Here is a 15,662-nt window from a genome sequence, read left to right on the forward strand (position 1 = left end):
TCCCGTTCAATCCGCGTCGCCCATGCAGTCGGGCTTTACGCAACCGGTCGGCTCGGTTTCGCCGATTGGTATGGGGGCGAGTGCGCCCTCGGTTCGATCCCAGGATCTTCCTGTACTGAGTTCTTCCGCTTCCATGGGAACCCCGCAAGCCATGCCCGCCATGCAGACTTCGGCCTCCGTGCCGTCTATGCCGCCCGCCGTTGCCCTCGGTTCGCTTCCGAGCTCCAACGCTGCCTTGCCAGTCAACAACAGCGTACCCAGCGCAGCTCCTGCAGCAGCGCCCGTGGTGGCAGCTGCGCCGACAACGGCCGGCGCCTATACCCACACCATTGCAGGCGGCGAGTCGCTCTACACGATCGCCCGCCGCTACGAGGTCACCACTCAGGCGCTGGTGCAGGCAAATGGCCTGTCATCGCCCGACAAGATCGTCGTGGGTCAGTCGCTGATCATCCCAGGCCGCCCGGACCTGGTGCGCACGCCGCAGACCGCAGCGCAGCCGGCCGTGCAGGTGGCAAGCGTCGCGCCGACCCAGACCTTGGGTGCTCCGCCCGCTCCGCTGGGGCGTCCGCAGGCAGCACCACAGCAGGTCGCTGTCGCCCCCGCGGCTACTCCGGCCCCCGTTGCTGCGCCAGTCGCAACGCCTGCTCCTACCCAGGTCGCAACGGCACCAGCCGCGGAGCCTGTCGCCTCCGGCAATGACAAGTTCCGCTGGCCCGTCAGCGGCCGCGTTATCACCGACTTTGCCGCCTCCCGCGGCACGGGTATCAACATCGATGTGCCCGAAGGCTCAACGGTCAAGGCCGCCGAGAACGGTACGGTCATCTATGTCGGCTCGGGCGTCGAAGGTTACGGCAACCTGATCCTCATCCGTCACCCCAATGGCTACGTGTCGGCCTATGCGCACCTCAACGGCATGAGCGTTGCCAAGGGTGCAGCTGTCAGCCGTGGCGACTCTATCGGTACGGTCGGCATGAGCGGTTCGGTCTCGAAGCCCCAGTTGCACTTCGAACTGCGCAAGGGCGCAACGCCGGTCGATCCGGTGCCGCTGCTCGCAAGCTAAGGTCAGCGACAAAACAAGAAGGGCCGGTGCGATGCACCGGCCCTCTTTATTTGTGCTTCGGCGTCGCCTCTAGACCACTTTGCCCTGTTCACCTGCGAGGCTACGAATGAGCTGGATGGCCACGCGGCCCGAACGGGAGCCGCGGGTAGCGGCCCATTCGATCGCACGGGCACGCAATGTTTCGTCGTCGAGAGCCAGGCCATAATAGTCGGCATAGCCACGGACCATGCTGAGATAGGTATCCTGATCGGAATTGTGGAAACCGAGCCAGAGCCCGAAGCGATCCGACAGCGACACTTTTTCTTCCACGGCCTCACTCGGATTGATCGCCGTCGAGCGCTCATTCTCGATCATGTCGCGCGGCATCAGGTGACGGCGGTTGGATGTGGCGTAGAAGAGGACATTGTCCGGGCGCCCTTCGAGGCCACCGTCGAGAATAGTCTTGAGTGACTTGTAGCTGGTTTCACCGCTATCGAAGCTGAGGTCGTCGCAGAAGACGATGAAACGTGCGGAATTTCCAGAGATGGCGCGCATGAGCTGGGGCAGGGTGTCGAGATCTTCGCGGGCGATTTCGATCAGCACCAGCCGCTCGAAACCCTCGCGGGCCCCGATATCAGCGTGAATGGCCTTGACCAGTGAGCTCTTGCCCATGCCACGAGCGCCCCAGAGCAGGGCGTTATTGGCGCCATGACCGCGGGCAAATTGCTCGGTATTTTTGAGCAGCACATCGCGCACATGGTCGATGCCGCGCAGCATGTCGAGCGGTACGCGGCTGACCCTGGGTACCGCCAGCAAGGCTTCGGATTCGCCCTGCCAATGGTAGGCATTGGCCTCGCCGAGCTCGAAAGCAGCAGTTCCGCCCGATGTTGTTTCCAGCGCCTCGGCAATGGCCTCGAGAGCCGTCGCGATACGGCCCAGATAGTCTTTGGTTTTCACCGGTTCAGTCCTTCAATTCAAGCGCGGCATTGTGTTCCCTGAATGGCTTTGCAATCACAGGGGGCCAAATGTATAGTCCGCGCGATTTTGGCCGGGGTGCAAGTGCACGGGACCCCATTCGCGTCCAGTCTGCAGCCGTGGGCTGCGTGGCGCTCTTCTCCCCCAAACAAGAAGAATCATAGGAGTTCGCCTGATGTTTGTAACGCCCGCTTTTGCGCAGGATGCAGCCGCACCCGCCACGGGAGGTTTCGCCGATATTCTGATCCAGCTTATGCCGATCGTTCTGCTGGTTCTGATTTTCTGGCTCTTGATCTTCCGTCCGCAGCAGAAGCGCCTGAAAGCACAGCAGGCGATGCTCTCGGCTATCCGTCGTGGCGACACCGTGGTGACCACCGGCGGCATCGTCGGCAAGGTGACCAAGGCTGTTGATGGCGAAGACCTGGAAGTCGAAATCTCCCAGGGCGTGAAGGTGAAGCTCGTGCGCGGCATGGTCGCCGACGTGCGCTCCAAGGCCGAGCCGGTCAACGACAACAAGCCGGCCTAAGCCGGACCGAACTAGCCGGAGCCCCGAAAGGCTCCGGCTTTCTGACTCTTTAAGCCGCATGTCTTCGTCCCGAAACCGATACCCACTTTCGGGTGACATGCTCTAGGACGCCGTTTCATGAACCAGTCGCCGTTCCGCGTAGCAATCATCCTGTTCGTCGCGATCGCGGGTATTCTGTTTGCAGCCCCCAATTTCTTGCCTCAGCAAGTGCGGGAAGCGCTCCCTGGATGGCTGCCCCAGCCAGGCCTGGTTCTTGGTCTCGATCTGCAGGGCGGTTCGCACCTGCTGCTCGAAGTCGATCGCGGCGGCATTGTCGCCCAGCGCTTGAGCGATGTGCGCCGCGACGCGCGCAACGTGCTGGCCAATCAGAACGGCATCGGCAACATCATCACCACCGATGAAGCCAACAACGCCATCTATGTCGAACTGACCGATCCGACCCAGAAGGAGCAGGCAATGACCGCGCTCCAGGGCATCCAGAACACGGTCAATAACTCGCTGTTTTCGGCCGGCGTCGGCGTCAACGAACTGGCTTTTGCCGAAATGCCCGACGGGCGGATTTCGGTGTCACTCACCCCCGATGGCATCACCCAGCGCATGAGTTCGCTGGTGGCGCAGTCCATCGAGGTGATCCGTAGCCGTATCGACGAACTGGGCACGACCGAACCCACCATCCAGCGCCAGGGTGATACCCGCGTCATGGTGCAGGTGCCGGGTTTTGGCGACTCGACCCGCCTCAAGAATATTGTTTCGCAGACGGCGCGCCTGACTTTCCACATGGTCTATCCGGGCCTGACCGCTGCCCAGGCCGAGGCCCAGGGCCTGCCGGCCGGTACGATGGTCCTGCCGAGTCAGGACGGCACCCGCGAACTGCTCTATGAAGACGTCGCCCTCGGCGGCGAATCCCTGGTTGATGCGCAGCCGTCCTACGACTCGCAGCGCGGCATCCCGGTCGTCAGCTTCAAGTTCGACACGCGCGGCGCCGTCACCTTCAGCGAGATCACCTCGGCGAATGTCGGCCAGCGCTTTGCTATCGTTCTCGACAATACCGTCATCACCGCTCCGGTCATCCAGCAGCCGATTACCGGCGGCTCGGGCCAGATCAGCGGCAGCTTTACGACAGCCTCGGCCAATGATCTTGCCGTGCTGCTGCGTGCGGGCGCGCTGCCGGCCAGCCTTAATGTGATCGAAGAGCGTACCGTCGACGCCAGCCTCGGCGCTGACTCCATCCAGGCGGGTCTGACCGCAGGTATCGTGGCGTCGGTTCTGGTCGTGAGCTTCATGGTCATCGCCTATGGCGTTTGGGGCGTATTCGCCAACGTCTCCCTGGTGCTCAACGTCATCCTGATCTTTGCCGCGCTTTCGACGCTGGGCTCGACGCTGACCTTGCCCGGCATCGCCGGTATCGTGCTGACCATCGGTATGGCTGTTGACGCCAACGTGCTGATCTACGAACGAATGCGCGAAGAGCAGCGAGCAGGGCGCACGCCATTGCAGGCCATCAATGCCGGCTTCGAGCGCGCCTGGGGCACGATCGTCGATTCGCATCTGACCCAGCTCGTCGCCGCTGTCGTGCTGTACTTCATGGGCTCCGGCCCGGTCCAGGGCTTCGCTGTCACTCTCGGCCTCGGCATCCTGACCTCGCTCTTCACCTCCTATACGGTCACCTCCTACCAGGTGAACCTCTGGTACAAGCGCGTTCGTCCCAAAGAGCTGAAGATTCAGCATTTCCGCTTCATTCCGGACGGCACCAAGATCCCGTTCATGAAGATCTCGCGCTATGTCATCGCGCTCTCGATCGTCATGTCGGTGATTTCCATCGGTGCGGCCTACTTCAAGGGTTTCAACCTCGGCATCGACTTTGTCGGCGGCACCGCCATCGAAGTTCAGCATGTCGGCGGACCGGCAGATGCCGGTCTTGTTCGCGAACTGCTGAGCGATCTCGACCTTGGCGAAGTGCAGGTGCAGGGCTTTGGTACGCCTCAAGACCTTCTCGTGCGCGTACAAGCGCAAGAAGGCGGCCAGGCGGCTGATCAGGTCGCCGTTCAGAAGGTCCAGGAAGCTCTGGCAGGCGAGCAATACGAGGTCAGGCGCACTGAGGCGGTAAGCGGCACGGTTTCGGGCGAATTGGCCTGGACCGGCACGATCGCCGTCATCATCGCGCTCGTCTGTATCCTGATCTACATCTGGTTCCGCTTCGAGTGGCAGTTCGCGCTCGCGGCCGTCACGACGACGTCGCACGACATCATCATGACCATAGGTCTGTTCTCGATCACCGGGTTGGAATTCAATCTCAGTTCCATCGCCGCGGTGCTGACGCTTGTCGGTCTATCGCTGAACGAAACCGTGGTCGTGTCCGACCGTATCCGCGAAAACCTGTTGAAATACAGGAAGATGCCGCTACCTGAGTTGATCGATCTTTCGATCAACCAAACCATCGTTCGTACCTCGCTCACCCAGTTCACCGTGCTTCTGGCGCTGGTGCCGCTGGTGCTGTTTGGCGGCGAGGCGCTGCGCAGCTTCACCATCGCCATGACCTTCGGCTCGCTCGTCGGCATGTATTCGTCGGTGATCGTCAACGGCCCGATCCTCATCAATTTCGGTCTCAAGCAGAAGACCGACGAAGAGCTCGCAGCCAAGAAGGAAAAGTCGTCGGATGGCGCTTCCGTCTGACCCCGTTTCGACCGGCGCGGGCCGTTTCCCGCGCCAGGTCGGCATCGACGCCTATGGCAATGGTGGCTTCCGCTTCGCCGAAATGTCCCATCGAGGGTCCTTGCTCTGCCTGCCGACTGGCATGCTGGGCTGGGACGTCGCGTCTCCAGCTGACCTCACTCTCGAAAGCCTACAGCCGGTGCTCGAACTGGCGGATCAGCTCGATGTACTGCTGATCGGCCTCGGCATGGACATCGCGCTGATAGATCCTGCAATTCGCCAGGCGTTTCGCGATCATAAGGTGATCATCGAAGCCGTCGGCACCGGCGGCGCCGTGCGCACCTACAACGTGCTGTTGGCCGAGGAGCGGGCCGTTGCCGGCGCTTTCATCGCCGTCGAGAACGCCCGCTGATGTCTGCAGAGAGTTTTGCCCACGCCGCCCAGACGCTCCGTGAGAGCGATAGGGATCGCTATCTCTCGACGCTCGCCTTGCCTTCGGGCGCGAGGGACGGCGTCACCGCCATTCTGGCCTTTAACGCCGATATTGCCGGCATTCGCGAGCGTGTTTCCGGGCCAGCGCCTGGCGAAATTCGCCTGCAATGGTGGAATGATGCGCTGAAGGGCGATGGTCATGGCGCGGTTCGGCAGAATCCGCTGGCCGATGCGTTGCTGACAACGCTTGACCGCTACGCCTTGCCGCCAGGCACGCTGCAACGGCTGATCGGCGCGCGGCGCTTTGATCTTTATGACGATCCCATGCCGGATCTCGAGACGTTTGAAGGCTATGCCGGCGAGACGGCATCCACGTTGCTGCAGCTTTCGGCGATGATTCTCAACGAGGGGCTGCCAGTGGAGCCCGGCGATGCCGCGGGGCATCTGGGTGTGGCGCAGGCCATGGTCGGGCACCTACGGGCGTTCGGCTACGTGGCGTCGCAGGGAAGGATCATGTTGCCCTGGTCGATCTTTCAGGCGAACGGCGTGCGCGAGGGCGAGATTTTTGCCGGCACCGATAGCGAGGGATTGCACGAGGCGCTGGGACAGATCACCGAGCTGGCGGAAGAACACCTGAGGAAGGCTCGGGTAGCGATTACTGCGCTGCCGAGCGGCCTGCGACCGGCCTTTGCCATTCTGCCGGTCGTTGAGGCGCAACTGCGCCTTTGGCAGCGGCGCGGCGGCTCGCCGTTCGCGGCGCCGGCCGACGAGGCGGATTGGCGCAAGATCGGCCGGATCGGCTGGTGGGCGCTGCGAAACCGCTAAGCTTCGGAAATCGCGACGAATTCGCCGCTGAGACGACCTGCTGGTTTGCCTTCATAAAACAGTTCGGAGGCGACCGTGAGCCTTGCACGGCCGCGTCGCTGGAAGGTCTGGAGAAAGCTCGGCCAGCCGGCCTCATCGAGGTGGGCCGACGCCTGAGCGAGACCGGATATCGGCAGGAGATATTCGGTAGTGGTCCGATGGATCACCAATTGGCTGGCGATGCCTTCGGCTTCAAGCTTCAAATACATGACCGACCATGCAGCCAGTAGCGCCAGCGTGGCCGAGCTGCCGCCGAACATGGTGCCGTGCATATTGATGTTGGGCGCAAGCGGGGCTTCAAGCAGGACGTGATTGGCGCTGGCCTCCAAGACCTCCACGGCCATGGCCCGGGAAAGCGGGATATGGTCGTGGAGATAGGTGCGCAGCGCCTCGGGGGTCACTGCCAGACTTTCAGGTCTTCCAAAGCGCGGCTGGTGATGGCGCGGCGCTTGGCCATGGTCTTTTCCGGCCCACGCCAGCGCTTTACGCCTTCGGGCTTCTCAACGGTAACTTCCGGGAAGAGGCCAAAATTGACGTTCATCGGCTGGAAGCTGCGGGCGCCGCTGTAGCTTTCGGCTTCGATGTGGCCGCCGGTGACGTGGCCGATCAGGGCGCCGAGAGCGGTCGTGATCGGGGGCAGCGGCAGGCTTTCGTCGCGGGCCTCGGCGGCGGTCAGGCGGCCGGTGATGAGGCCGACGGCGGCGCTTTCGACATAGCCTTCAACGCCCGTGACCTGGCCGGCAAAGCGGATGCGCGGGTCGGCCTTGAGGCGCATGTCGGGGCCCAAGACCTTGGGGGAATTGATGAAAGTGTTGCGGTGCAGGCCACCTAGGCGCGCGAACTGGGCATTGGCGAGCCCGGGGATCATGCGGAAGATTTCGGCCTGGATGCCGTAGCGCATCTTGGTCTGGAAGCCGACCATGTTCCAGAGTGAGCCCAGCGCATTGTCCTGCCGGAGCTGGACGATGGCATAGGGCTTTACGGTCGGGTTGCGCGGATTGGTGAGGCCGACGGGCTTCATCGGGCCGTGGCGCAGGGTTTCGTCGCCGCGTTCGGCCATGACTTCGATGGGCAGGCAGCCGTCGAAATAGGGGACCTTTTCCCAGTCCTTGAACTCGTGCAGCGGCGCGGTTTTCAGTGCCTCTACAAAGGCATAGTACTGATCGCGGTCCATCGGCAGGTTGAGATAGTCGGCGCCCGTGCCGCCCGGGCCGGCCTTGTCGTAGCGCGACTGCTTCCAGGCGATGTCGTGGTCGATGCTGTCATAGTGGATGATCGGCGCGATGGCGTCGAAGAAGGCGAGGGAGTCTTCGCCGGTCTTGGAGAGGATCGCATCGGCCAGGGCGGGCGAGGTCAGGGGGCCCGTCGCGATGATGACGTGGCGCCAATCTTCCGGCGGCCAGCCGTCCAGCTCTTCGCGGACGATGGTAATTCGTGGATGATTTTCAATGGCTTGCGTGACTGCGGCGGAAAATCCGTGGCGGTCGACGGCCAATGCGCCACCGGCCGGCAGCTTGTGCTCGTCGGCTGCACGCATGATCAGCGAGCCGCAGCGCCGCATCTCTTCGTGGAGGAGGCCGACTGCGTTCTGCTCGTGGTCGTCGGAGCGGAAACTGTTGGAGCAGACGAGCTCGGCGAAGTCGGTGGTGCTGTGCGCGTCGGTGGCTTTGACGCCGCGCATTTCGTGCACAATGACCGTGGCGCCGGATTCGGCGGCCTGCCATGCGGCTTCGGAACCTGCGAGGCCCCCGCCGATGATATGAATGGGTTCGTTTGACATGGCTGGCAGATACCAAGCGCCATGCCGACACGCAACTGAAAGCCCATTGCGCCGGGGAGAATAGCGCAGGTTACGGGGGCGGGGATAAGTTTCGTAACGCCGGGTGGCAGAAACGAAAACACCCGCGTCTCAGAGAGATGCGGGCGTTCGGTCTTTTACTTCAGAAGTATTCGCGCCGAAATTCTTAGAGCGAATTGGCATGATCGCGAGCAATGCGATTGATTTCGGTACGGTTGATGCCGAGATCATTCAGCTGGCGATTGTCGAGAGCAGCAAGTTCACGAACCGTCTGCTGGTAAGCGGCCCACTTCTTGAAGGTTTTGCGGATGTCCATTTGAGTTCTCCTGTCGTTTGCAAGGAGAGATATAGTGGAGACTAAGCCCAGCGAGCAGATAGAGTTTAGTCAAAGAAGCCATGCAATTTGCGCAGGGCGCGGCGGGGTGTCGTTAAGGCTCGGTTAAGGTGGGTGCCAAAAGGATGGCCGCCGGACGGCAATCCGGCGGCCACTATTACTATTGAGGCTGGAAAGAGATCAGCGATCGAAGAGCGATCGCGTCATCTTGGAAAAGTCTGGGCCGGAAATGCCCAGTAAGTCGGCATCTCGCGTCGAGGGAACTTCCATCTCCCGCAACGTCTGCTTGATGTCGACCAGGCGCTTGATGCGCCAGACGGCACGTACAAACATGGGTCTATTCCAGTATGGCTGGTGGCTGCAGCTTCAAGATCGGCTGATTTGCGGGGCTGCGCCATGGGGCAAACAGCAGGCGCGGCATGCGTGCGGCGCATGGTGATTTCATCGATCTGACGCAAGACAGTGCTGTGACGGGCTAACGGCCTGCGCAGAACCGGCATTTTGGGGTTAGCAGACTGGTAGCATCGAGAGGCGCGTTGGCGCGAATTGGTGACTCGATACGGGCAATTCAGAGCGTTTGTGGCGGGACGAGCACGCTGTGGTCGCGTTAGCAGACTGCTAGCGTCGAGTGTGGCGGTCGGGGGAATGCGCTAAAATGCGATTACAAGTCTCGATTGTCACCCCGGCGAAGGCCGGGGCCCATCTCGCGATCTCAGGATGGGCCCCGGCCTTCGCCGGGGTGACAGATGGTGGGTGGACTAGAGCCTCGCTACTCCGCAGCCTTTGTTGCGTAGTGTGGTCTGCGGTCCATGACTTCCTTGAGGAAGTGGCCGGTGTGGGAGCGCTTGTTGGAGGCGACCTCTTCGGGCGTGCCGATGGCAACCACTTCGCCGCCGCCGTCGCCGCCTTCTGGGCCCATGTCGATGATCCAGTCGGCCGTCTTGATGACTTCCAGGTTGTGCTCGATGACAATGACAGAGTTGCCGCCTTCGACGAGCTCGTGGAGCACTTCGAGAAGTTTGGCTACGTCGTGGAAGTGGAGGCCTGTGGTCGGCTCGTCGAGCATGTAGAGCGTGCGACCGGTGGCGCGCTTGCTCAGTTCCTTCGAGAGTTTTACGCGCTGGGCTTCGCCGCCCGACAGGGTCGTGGCCGGTTGGCCGACTTTGACGTAGCCGAGGCCGACGCGCTGGAGGGTAGCGAACTTGTCGCGGATGACCGGGACAGCCGAGAAGAAGTCGACGCCTTCATCGATGGTCATATCGAGGACGTCGGAGATCGACTTGCCCTTGAACTGGACTTCCAGCGTTTCGCGATTGTAGCGCTTGCCCTTGCAGACATCGCAAGTGACGTAGACGTCGGGCAGGAAGTGCATTTCGATTTTCAGGACGCCATCGCCCTCGCACTTCTCGCAGCGGCCGCCCTTGACGTTGAAGGAGAAGCGGCCGGGACCGTAACCGCGGGCTTTCGCTTCCGGCAGGCCTGCAAACCATTCGCGCAGCGGCGTGAAGGCACCGGTATAGGTGGCGGGATTGGAGCGCGGGGTGCGGCCGATCGGCGACTGGTCGATGTCGATGACCTTGTCGAGGAATTCGAGGCCGGTCAGCGATTCATGCGGGGCAGGGACGACGCGCGCGCCGTTCAACCGGCGCGCAATGGCCTGATACATGGTGTCGATCATCAGGGTCGACTTGCCGCCGCCGGACACACCGGTAATGGCGACGAAGAGGCCGAGCGGCACATCGACAGAAACGTTCTTGAGATTGTTGCCGGTCGCGCCCTTGATCGAGAGCGCCTTGCCCTTCTTGCCTTCGCGACGTTCGGCCGGAATGGGAATGCCCATGCGGCCGGAGAGATACTTGCCGGTGAGGGAATCGGGGTGGTTGAGAATGTCCTCGGGCGAGCCTTCGGCGACGATGTGGCCGCCATTGACGCCGGCACCGGGGCCGATGTCGAGAACATAGTCGGCAGTCAGGATCGCGTCTTCGTCGTGCTCGACGACGATGACGGTATTGCCGAGGTCACGCAGGCGACGCAGGGTGTCCAAAAGGCGGGCATTGTCGCGCTGGTGGAGGCCGATGGAGGGCTCGTCGAGCACGTAAAGCACGCCGGTCAGGCCCGAACCGATCTGGCTGGCAAGACGAATGCGCTGGCTTTCGCCACCCGACAGGGTGCCGGAATTGCGCGACATGGAGAGATATTCAAGGCCCACGTCGTTGAGGAAGTTCAGGCGCTCGCGGATTTCCTTGAGGATGCGCTCGCCGATCTGGCTCTGGGTGGCGTTGAGCTTGTCGGACAGGTCGACAAACCATTTTGAGGCCACCTTGATCGACATGTCGCTGACCTGGCCGATATGGAGGCCATCGATCTTCACCGCCAGCGTTTCAGGCTTGAGGCGATAGCCACCACAGGCCACGCACGGCTTGGCCGACATGTACTTTTCGATTTCCTCACGCATGCCGGCGCTTTCGGTTTCCTTGTAGCGACGCTCAAGGTTGCCGATGACGCCTTCGAAGGGTTTTGACGTCTTGTACTGGCGCAGGCCATCGTCATAGACGAAGTTGATGGCCGTCTTGTCGGTGCCGTAGAGAACGGCGTGCTGGACGTCGAAGGGCAGCTCGTTCCAGGCGGTGCCGGTCGAGGCGCCGTAGTGCTTTACGACGGCCTGCAGGGTCTGCTGATAATAGGGTGCCGAAGTCTTCGACCAGGGCAGGATAGCACCATCGCGCAGCGACAGGGTTGCGTCGGGGACGATCTGATCGGGGTCGATCTTCTGCTCGGTGCCGAGGCCATCGCAGACCGGGCAGGCGCCGAAGGGATTGTTGAACGAGAACAGACGCGGCTCGATTTCCGCAATGGTGAAGCCGGAAACCGGGCAGGCGAACTTTTCCGAGAAGGTGATCTGGCGGGCGGAACCGTCTTCGTTCTTCTCGTCGGCGAATTCGACGAGGGCAATGCCTTCGGCGAGCTTCAGCGCGGTCTCAAAACTTTCGGCGAGGCGGCCGGAAATATCGGGCGAAACAACGACGCGATCGACCACGACTTCGATGTCGTGCTTGAACTTCTTGTCCAGCGCCGGGGCGTCTTCGATCTCGTGATATTCGCCATCGATCTTCACGCGCTGGAAGCCCTTGCGCATGAGGTCGGCCAATTCCTTCTTGTATTCGCCCTTGCGGCCGCGCGCGATGGGGGCCAGCAGGTAGAGGCGGGTGCCTTCGGGCAATTCCAGAGTGCGGTCGACCATCTGGCTGACGGTCTGGCTCTCGATGGGGAGGCCGGTGGCCGGGGAATAGGGAATGCCGACGCGGGCGAAGAGCAGGCGCAGGTAATCGTAGATCTCGGTGACCGTGCCAACGGTAGAGCGCGGGTTACGCGAGGTCGTCTTCTGCTCGATGGAAATGGCGGGCGAGAGGCCTTCGATGTGCTCTACATCAGGCTTCTGCATCATTTCGAGGAACTGACGGGCATAGGCCGACAGCGACTCCACATAGCGGCGCTGGCCCTCGGCATAGATGGTGTCGAAAGCCAGGGACGATTTGCCCGAGCCGGAAAGGCCAGTCATGACGATGAGGCTGTCGCGCGGCAGCTTGACGTCGATGCCCTTCAAATTGTGCTCGCGGGCACCGCGGACGATGATTTCGCGGTTCTGGCTGGGCGTAGGCTTCATAGTTCACGTCCGTGGCTTGTCGTGCCGATGGAGGGCACAGCAGCAATGGGGTCAAGGGGGGCCGGAGAGCCCATGAGATAAGCGCTGCTCAGCCCAACCGCAAGCGCCAGCCATGCATGGCTAGCCAGCGCGGCTTTCACTTTCGCTCGCGCGGGCACCTGGCCATGGCGTCCGAAAGGGCTTGCAAAAACACCTCTAGTTCTCATGAACATTTGCAGAACATTTCAAATTCCGTCAAGTGGCTGATGACATGGTGAGACCATGCCAGGCGGTGAAAATGGCGACGACGACGAAGAGGGCGCCGGCGCTGCGGCCGATCCAGATGGTTGCCGCGGGATTGTCCACGAGGGCATCGCGGCCACGGCCGGCAGCAAGGGCGAGCCCGCCGTAGATGCCTCCCTGCATGAGAACCGTGATCACGCCGAGAGCGAAGGCCTGGGTCCAGGCCGGGCCGAATTCTGGGCGCACGAATTGCGGGAAGACTGCGAGCACGAAGAGATAGGCTTTTGGATTGAGCAGGCAGGTGATGGTGCCCTGGCGGAAGGCGGCCCATTCGGTGCGGGTGGTGGCGCGGCCGATGCCGTCGACGGTGATGGAACTGCGCAGGAGCGTGTAGCCGATCCAGGCCATATAGCCGGCGCCGGCAAGGACCATGGCCTGGAACAGCATGGTGGGGAGCTGGGTGAGAACGCCCACGGCCACGGTGCCGAAAAGAGCGTGGACGGCGCCACCGAGCATGACCCCGCCGAGTGCGGCGAAGCCCAGACGCCTGCCGCCAGTGAGGGCATTGGCGAGGATGTAGAACATGTCCATGCCCGGCACGACGATGATGCCGAAGACGAGGAGTGTGTAAATCCAGAGCGCCTGTGCGTAATCCATGCCGGTCCCCCGCGTGTGGGAATGGCAATGGATCAGGGCTGCTGACAGGGCGTGTCAGGAATGGGGCACGCACCGCGGCATCCCCCTCATTCCAACCGAATTCGCGAAAGCGAATTCGGTGAGCTGCGCGCCACCTTCTCCCAGAGAGGGAGAAGAACAGAAGGGGCCGCCTTAGATCTTCATGCTTCCCGTTTCCCTGCGCCTTGTGTGCCAGGAAAAGGCTTCTTCGAGCAGGTGCGGGGTGTGGCCGCCGCGGGCGGAGGCGCGAGCGAAATAATCATCGAGCTGGGCGCGATAGGAGGGGTGGACGCAATTGTCGATGATAAGGCGGGCGCGCTCGCGCGGGGCGAGTTCGCGCAGGTCCGCGAGGCCAACTTCGGTGACGAGGATGTCGACGTCGTGCTCGGTGTGGTCGACATGGCTGACCATGGGGACGACCGAGGAAATGGCGCCGTCCTTGGCGAGAGATTTTGTGACGAAGATCGAGAGATAGGCATTGCGGGCGAAATCGCCGGAGCCGCCGATGCCGTTCATCATCATGGTTCCGTCGACATGGGTGGAATTGACGTTGCCATAGATGTCGAATTCGAGGGCGGTGTTGATGCCGATGATGCCCAGGCGCCGGATGATCTCGGGGTGGTTGGAGATTTCCTGCGGGCGGAGGATCAGCTTGTCCTTGTAGCGTTCGAAATTGCCGAAGACGCGCTCGGCATAGGGGGCGCTGAGGGTGATCGAGGAGGCCGAGGCGAAGCTGAGTTTTCCGGCGTCGAAGAGGTCGAAGGTGGAGTCCTGCAGGACTTCGGAATAGAGGCGCAGGTGGTGGAAGGGGCCATCGGCGAGGCCCTGGAGGACCGAATTGGCGATGGTGCCGATGCCGGCCTGGAGGGGCTGGAGGGTCAGATCGAGGCGGCCGCGCTTCACCTCGTTTTCGAAGAAGGCGATGAGGTGGTGGGCGATGGCGCTGGTTTCGGGATCGGAGGGCTGCACCGAGGAGGCGCTGTCGATCTCGTTGGTGATGACGATGGCGGCGATCTTTTCGGGCGGGATCTGCACATAGGGCGTGCCAACGCGACTGTCGCAGGCCATGAGCGGGATGGGCGCGCGGGTGGGGCGCTTGCTCGGGATATAGATGTCGTGAAGGCCGTCGAGGCCAAGGGGCTGGGAGAGATTGATCTCGACGATGACCTTTTCGGCGAGGATGGCGAAGCTCGCCGAATTGCCGATCGAGGTGGTGGGGACGAGGCCGCCATCCTCGGTGATCGCGGCGGCTTCGACGATGGCGTAGTCGATGGGGCCGAGCTGGCGCGAACGAAGGTGTTCCACCGTTTCGCTCAGGTGCTGGTCGATGAACATGACCTCGCCGCGGTTGATCGCCTTGCGCAGGGTTGGATCGGCCTGGAAGGGCATGCGGCGGGCGAGGACTTTTGCCTCGGTGAGCATGCGATCGATGTCGTGGCCAAGGGAGGCACCGGTGATGAGGGTGATCTGGAACGGGTCGGTCCTGGCGCGTTCGGCCATGGCCACGGGGACCGCCTTGGCGTCGCCGGCCTTGGTGAAGCCGCTCATGCCGATAACCATGCCGTCCTTTATGAGCGCCGCGGCGGCTTCAGGCGTGGTGATGCGGTCGAGGAGGCCGGGAGGGCGGATGCGGGCGGAGAGATCGGCGGACATGACGGGACTCGCTTCAGAATACCGGGCGGTTTTGGCGCATAGGGAGAGCCCGCGCTTTGATCGGGGTCAAGCCAAGGATTGTTGACAAGTGGATAACTGGAACATAAAGAGAACATAAGCGCCGTTTAGGGTGCGTCACACGGGGGAACGGTCTATGGTGCGCGTCACCGTGGAGGGCGCCGTGTTACGGGCGGCTAAGCTTCGGCCACACATGAGAGAGAGCGTCCCGCGACCGCAACAGACCGGGACTGAATTTTTTAAAGGACAAGCGCCATGGCAGGCAGTGTGAACAAGGTCATTCTGGTTGGCAATCTGGGCAATGAGCCCGAAGTGCGCAACCTGCCCAGCGGGGGCAAGGTGGTGAACCTGTCGGTGGCGACATCGGAACGCTGGCGCGATCGCAATACCGGCGAGCAGCGCGAAAAGACCGAATGGCACCGTGTGGTGATCTTCTCGGAAGGTCTGGCCAAGGTCGCCGAGCAATATCTGCGCAAGGGCAGCAAGGTCTATCTCGAAGGCCAGCTGCAAACCCGCAAGTGGCAGGACCAGTCGGGCGCTGACAAGTACTCGACCGAAATCGTGCTCCAGGGTTTTAATGCCTCGATGGTGTTGCTGGATGGCCGTGGCGAAGGCGCCGGTGACAGTGCTGGCGGCGGCGGTTTCCGCGGCAATGACGATGGCGGCTTCCGTGGCGTCAGCAACAATGCTGGCGGGGGTGGCGGTCGTCGTCCCTCGTCCAATGCGCCGGCGTTTGAATCCGGCGGGCTCGACGACGACATTCCGTTCTGAGATTGCTTACTCAAAGGGTCGCTTCGGCGGCCCTTTTCG

14 protein-coding genes are annotated in these 15,662 nt (G+C 62.2%); 6 read left to right on the forward strand and 8 right to left on the reverse strand.

What is annotated here, in order from left to right; translation table 11 throughout:
• The first annotated feature begins 151 nt into the window (after positions 1-151).
• The gene (locus NVV77_RS07105; RefSeq protein ID WP_295411769.1) at positions 152-1,060 is read left to right on the forward strand and encodes a M23 family metallopeptidase; all 909 of its coding nucleotides are present in this window, start codon (positions 152-154) and stop codon (positions 1,058-1,060) included.
• Between the two features lie 69 nt (positions 1,061-1,129).
• On the opposite strand, the gene NVV77_RS07110 is transcribed toward NVV77_RS07105, so the two are convergent.
• Positions 1,130-1,996: an ATP-binding protein gene (locus NVV77_RS07110; protein ID WP_295411770.1), complete on the reverse strand. Its 867-nt coding sequence runs from the start codon at positions 1,994-1,996 to the stop codon at positions 1,130-1,132.
• 193 nt (positions 1,997-2,189) lie between these two features.
• Between NVV77_RS07110 and yajC the strand changes: the two genes are divergently transcribed.
• The 4 genes from yajC (at position 2,190) to NVV77_RS07130 (ending at position 6,449) form a co-directional block, all read left to right on the forward strand.
• Positions 2,190-2,540: a preprotein translocase subunit YajC gene (yajC, locus tag NVV77_RS07115; RefSeq protein ID WP_295411771.1), complete on the forward strand. Its 351-nt coding sequence runs from the start codon at positions 2,190-2,192 to the stop codon at positions 2,538-2,540.
• 117 nt (positions 2,541-2,657) lie between these two features.
• Positions 2,658-5,213: a protein translocase subunit SecD gene (gene secD / locus NVV77_RS07120; protein ID WP_295411772.1), complete on the forward strand. Its 2,556-nt coding sequence runs from the start codon at positions 2,658-2,660 to the stop codon at positions 5,211-5,213.
• On the forward strand, positions 5,197-5,604 hold the full coding sequence (locus NVV77_RS07125; RefSeq protein ID WP_295411773.1) for an MTH938/NDUFAF3 family protein: 408 nt from the start codon (positions 5,197-5,199) through the stop codon (positions 5,602-5,604). The genes secD and NVV77_RS07125 overlap by 17 nt, the downstream gene beginning before the upstream one ends.
• A complete protein-coding gene (locus NVV77_RS07130; protein WP_295411774.1) occupies positions 5,604-6,449 on the forward strand; it encodes a phytoene/squalene synthase family protein in 846 nt (281 codons plus the stop codon). Before NVV77_RS07125 ends, NVV77_RS07130 begins: the two co-directional genes overlap by 1 nt.
• Here NVV77_RS07130 and NVV77_RS07135 read toward each other — a convergent pair.
• From NVV77_RS07135 to NVV77_RS07165, 7 genes are all read right to left on the reverse strand, one after another.
• Positions 6,446-6,889 (reverse strand): YiiD C-terminal domain-containing protein, encoded by a 444-nt coding sequence (locus tag NVV77_RS07135; protein WP_295411775.1) that lies wholly within the window; start codon positions 6,887-6,889, stop codon positions 6,446-6,448. The two genes, NVV77_RS07130 and NVV77_RS07135, sit on opposite strands and share 4 nt — an antisense overlap.
• The gene (gene trmFO, locus NVV77_RS07140; protein ID WP_295411776.1) at positions 6,886-8,268 is read right to left on the reverse strand and encodes a methylenetetrahydrofolate--tRNA-(uracil(54)-C(5))-methyltransferase (FADH(2)-oxidizing) TrmFO; all 1,383 of its coding nucleotides are present in this window, start codon (positions 8,266-8,268) and stop codon (positions 6,886-6,888) included. The genes NVV77_RS07135 and trmFO overlap by 4 nt, the downstream gene beginning before the upstream one ends.
• A gap of 184 nt (positions 8,269-8,452) precedes the next feature.
• Positions 8,453-8,602: a DUF1127 domain-containing protein gene (locus tag NVV77_RS07145; RefSeq protein WP_082560911.1), complete on the reverse strand. Its 150-nt coding sequence runs from the start codon at positions 8,600-8,602 to the stop codon at positions 8,453-8,455.
• A gap of 198 nt (positions 8,603-8,800) precedes the next feature.
• Positions 8,801-8,953, reverse strand: a complete 153-nt coding sequence (locus NVV77_RS07150) for a hypothetical protein (protein ID WP_160194681.1) — start codon at positions 8,951-8,953, stop codon at positions 8,801-8,803.
• 436 nt (positions 8,954-9,389) lie between these two features.
• A complete protein-coding gene (gene uvrA, locus NVV77_RS07155) occupies positions 9,390-12,284 on the reverse strand; it encodes an excinuclease ABC subunit UvrA (RefSeq protein ID WP_295411777.1) in 2,895 nt (964 codons plus the stop codon).
• A gap of 234 nt (positions 12,285-12,518) precedes the next feature.
• Positions 12,519-13,163: a LysE family translocator gene (locus NVV77_RS07160; protein ID WP_295411778.1), complete on the reverse strand. Its 645-nt coding sequence runs from the start codon at positions 13,161-13,163 to the stop codon at positions 12,519-12,521.
• Between the two features lie 171 nt (positions 13,164-13,334).
• Complete coding sequence (locus tag NVV77_RS07165) at positions 13,335-14,834, reverse strand: acetyl-CoA hydrolase/transferase family protein (RefSeq protein WP_295411779.1); 1,500 nt, start codon at positions 14,832-14,834, stop codon at positions 13,335-13,337.
• Positions 14,835-15,107: 273 nt separating this feature from the next.
• Here NVV77_RS07165 and ssb point away from each other — a divergent pair, with 273 nt between their 5' ends.
• A complete protein-coding gene (gene ssb, locus NVV77_RS07170; protein WP_295411780.1) occupies positions 15,108-15,623 on the forward strand; it encodes a single-stranded DNA-binding protein in 516 nt (171 codons plus the stop codon).
• The last annotated feature ends 39 nt before the right edge of the window (positions 15,624-15,662 follow it).

This window comes from Devosia sp., assembly GCF_024707125.1.
GTDB lineage: Bacteria > Pseudomonadota > Alphaproteobacteria > Rhizobiales > Devosiaceae > Devosia.

Excerpts from the sequence above, each read along its gene's own strand:
- NVV77_RS07130 (WP_295411774.1), top strand. The coding sequence starts at position 5,604 with ATGTCTGCAGAGAGTTTTGCCCACGCCGCCCAGACGCTCCGTGAGAGC.
- yajC (WP_295411771.1), top strand. The coding sequence starts at position 2,190 with ATGTTTGTAACGCCCGCTTTTGCGCAGGATGCAGCCGCACCCGCCACG.
- ssb (WP_295411780.1), top strand. The coding sequence starts at position 15,108 with ATGGCAGGCAGTGTGAACAAGGTCATTCTGGTTGGCAATCTGGGCAAT.
- secD (WP_295411772.1), top strand. The coding sequence starts at position 2,658 with ATGAACCAGTCGCCGTTCCGCGTAGCAATCATCCTGTTCGTCGCGATC.
- trmFO (WP_295411776.1), bottom strand. The coding sequence starts at position 8,268 with ATGTCAAACGAACCCATTCATATCATCGGCGGGGGCCTCGCAGGTTCC.
- NVV77_RS07145 (WP_082560911.1), bottom strand. The coding sequence starts at position 8,602 with ATGGACATCCGCAAAACCTTCAAGAAGTGGGCCGCTTACCAGCAGACG.
- NVV77_RS07150 (WP_160194681.1), bottom strand. The coding sequence starts at position 8,953 with ATGTTTGTACGTGCCGTCTGGCGCATCAAGCGCCTGGTCGACATCAAG.
- NVV77_RS07165 (WP_295411779.1), bottom strand. The coding sequence starts at position 14,834 with ATGTCCGCCGATCTCTCCGCCCGCATCCGCCCTCCCGGCCTCCTCGAC.
- NVV77_RS07160 (WP_295411778.1), bottom strand. The coding sequence starts at position 13,163 with ATGGATTACGCACAGGCGCTCTGGATTTACACACTCCTCGTCTTCGGC.
- NVV77_RS07125 (WP_295411773.1), top strand. The coding sequence starts at position 5,197 with ATGGCGCTTCCGTCTGACCCCGTTTCGACCGGCGCGGGCCGTTTCCCG.
- NVV77_RS07105 (WP_295411769.1), top strand. The coding sequence starts at position 152 with ATGCCCGCCATGCAGACTTCGGCCTCCGTGCCGTCTATGCCGCCCGCC.
- uvrA (WP_295411777.1), bottom strand. The coding sequence starts at position 12,284 with ATGAAGCCTACGCCCAGCCAGAACCGCGAAATCATCGTCCGCGGTGCC.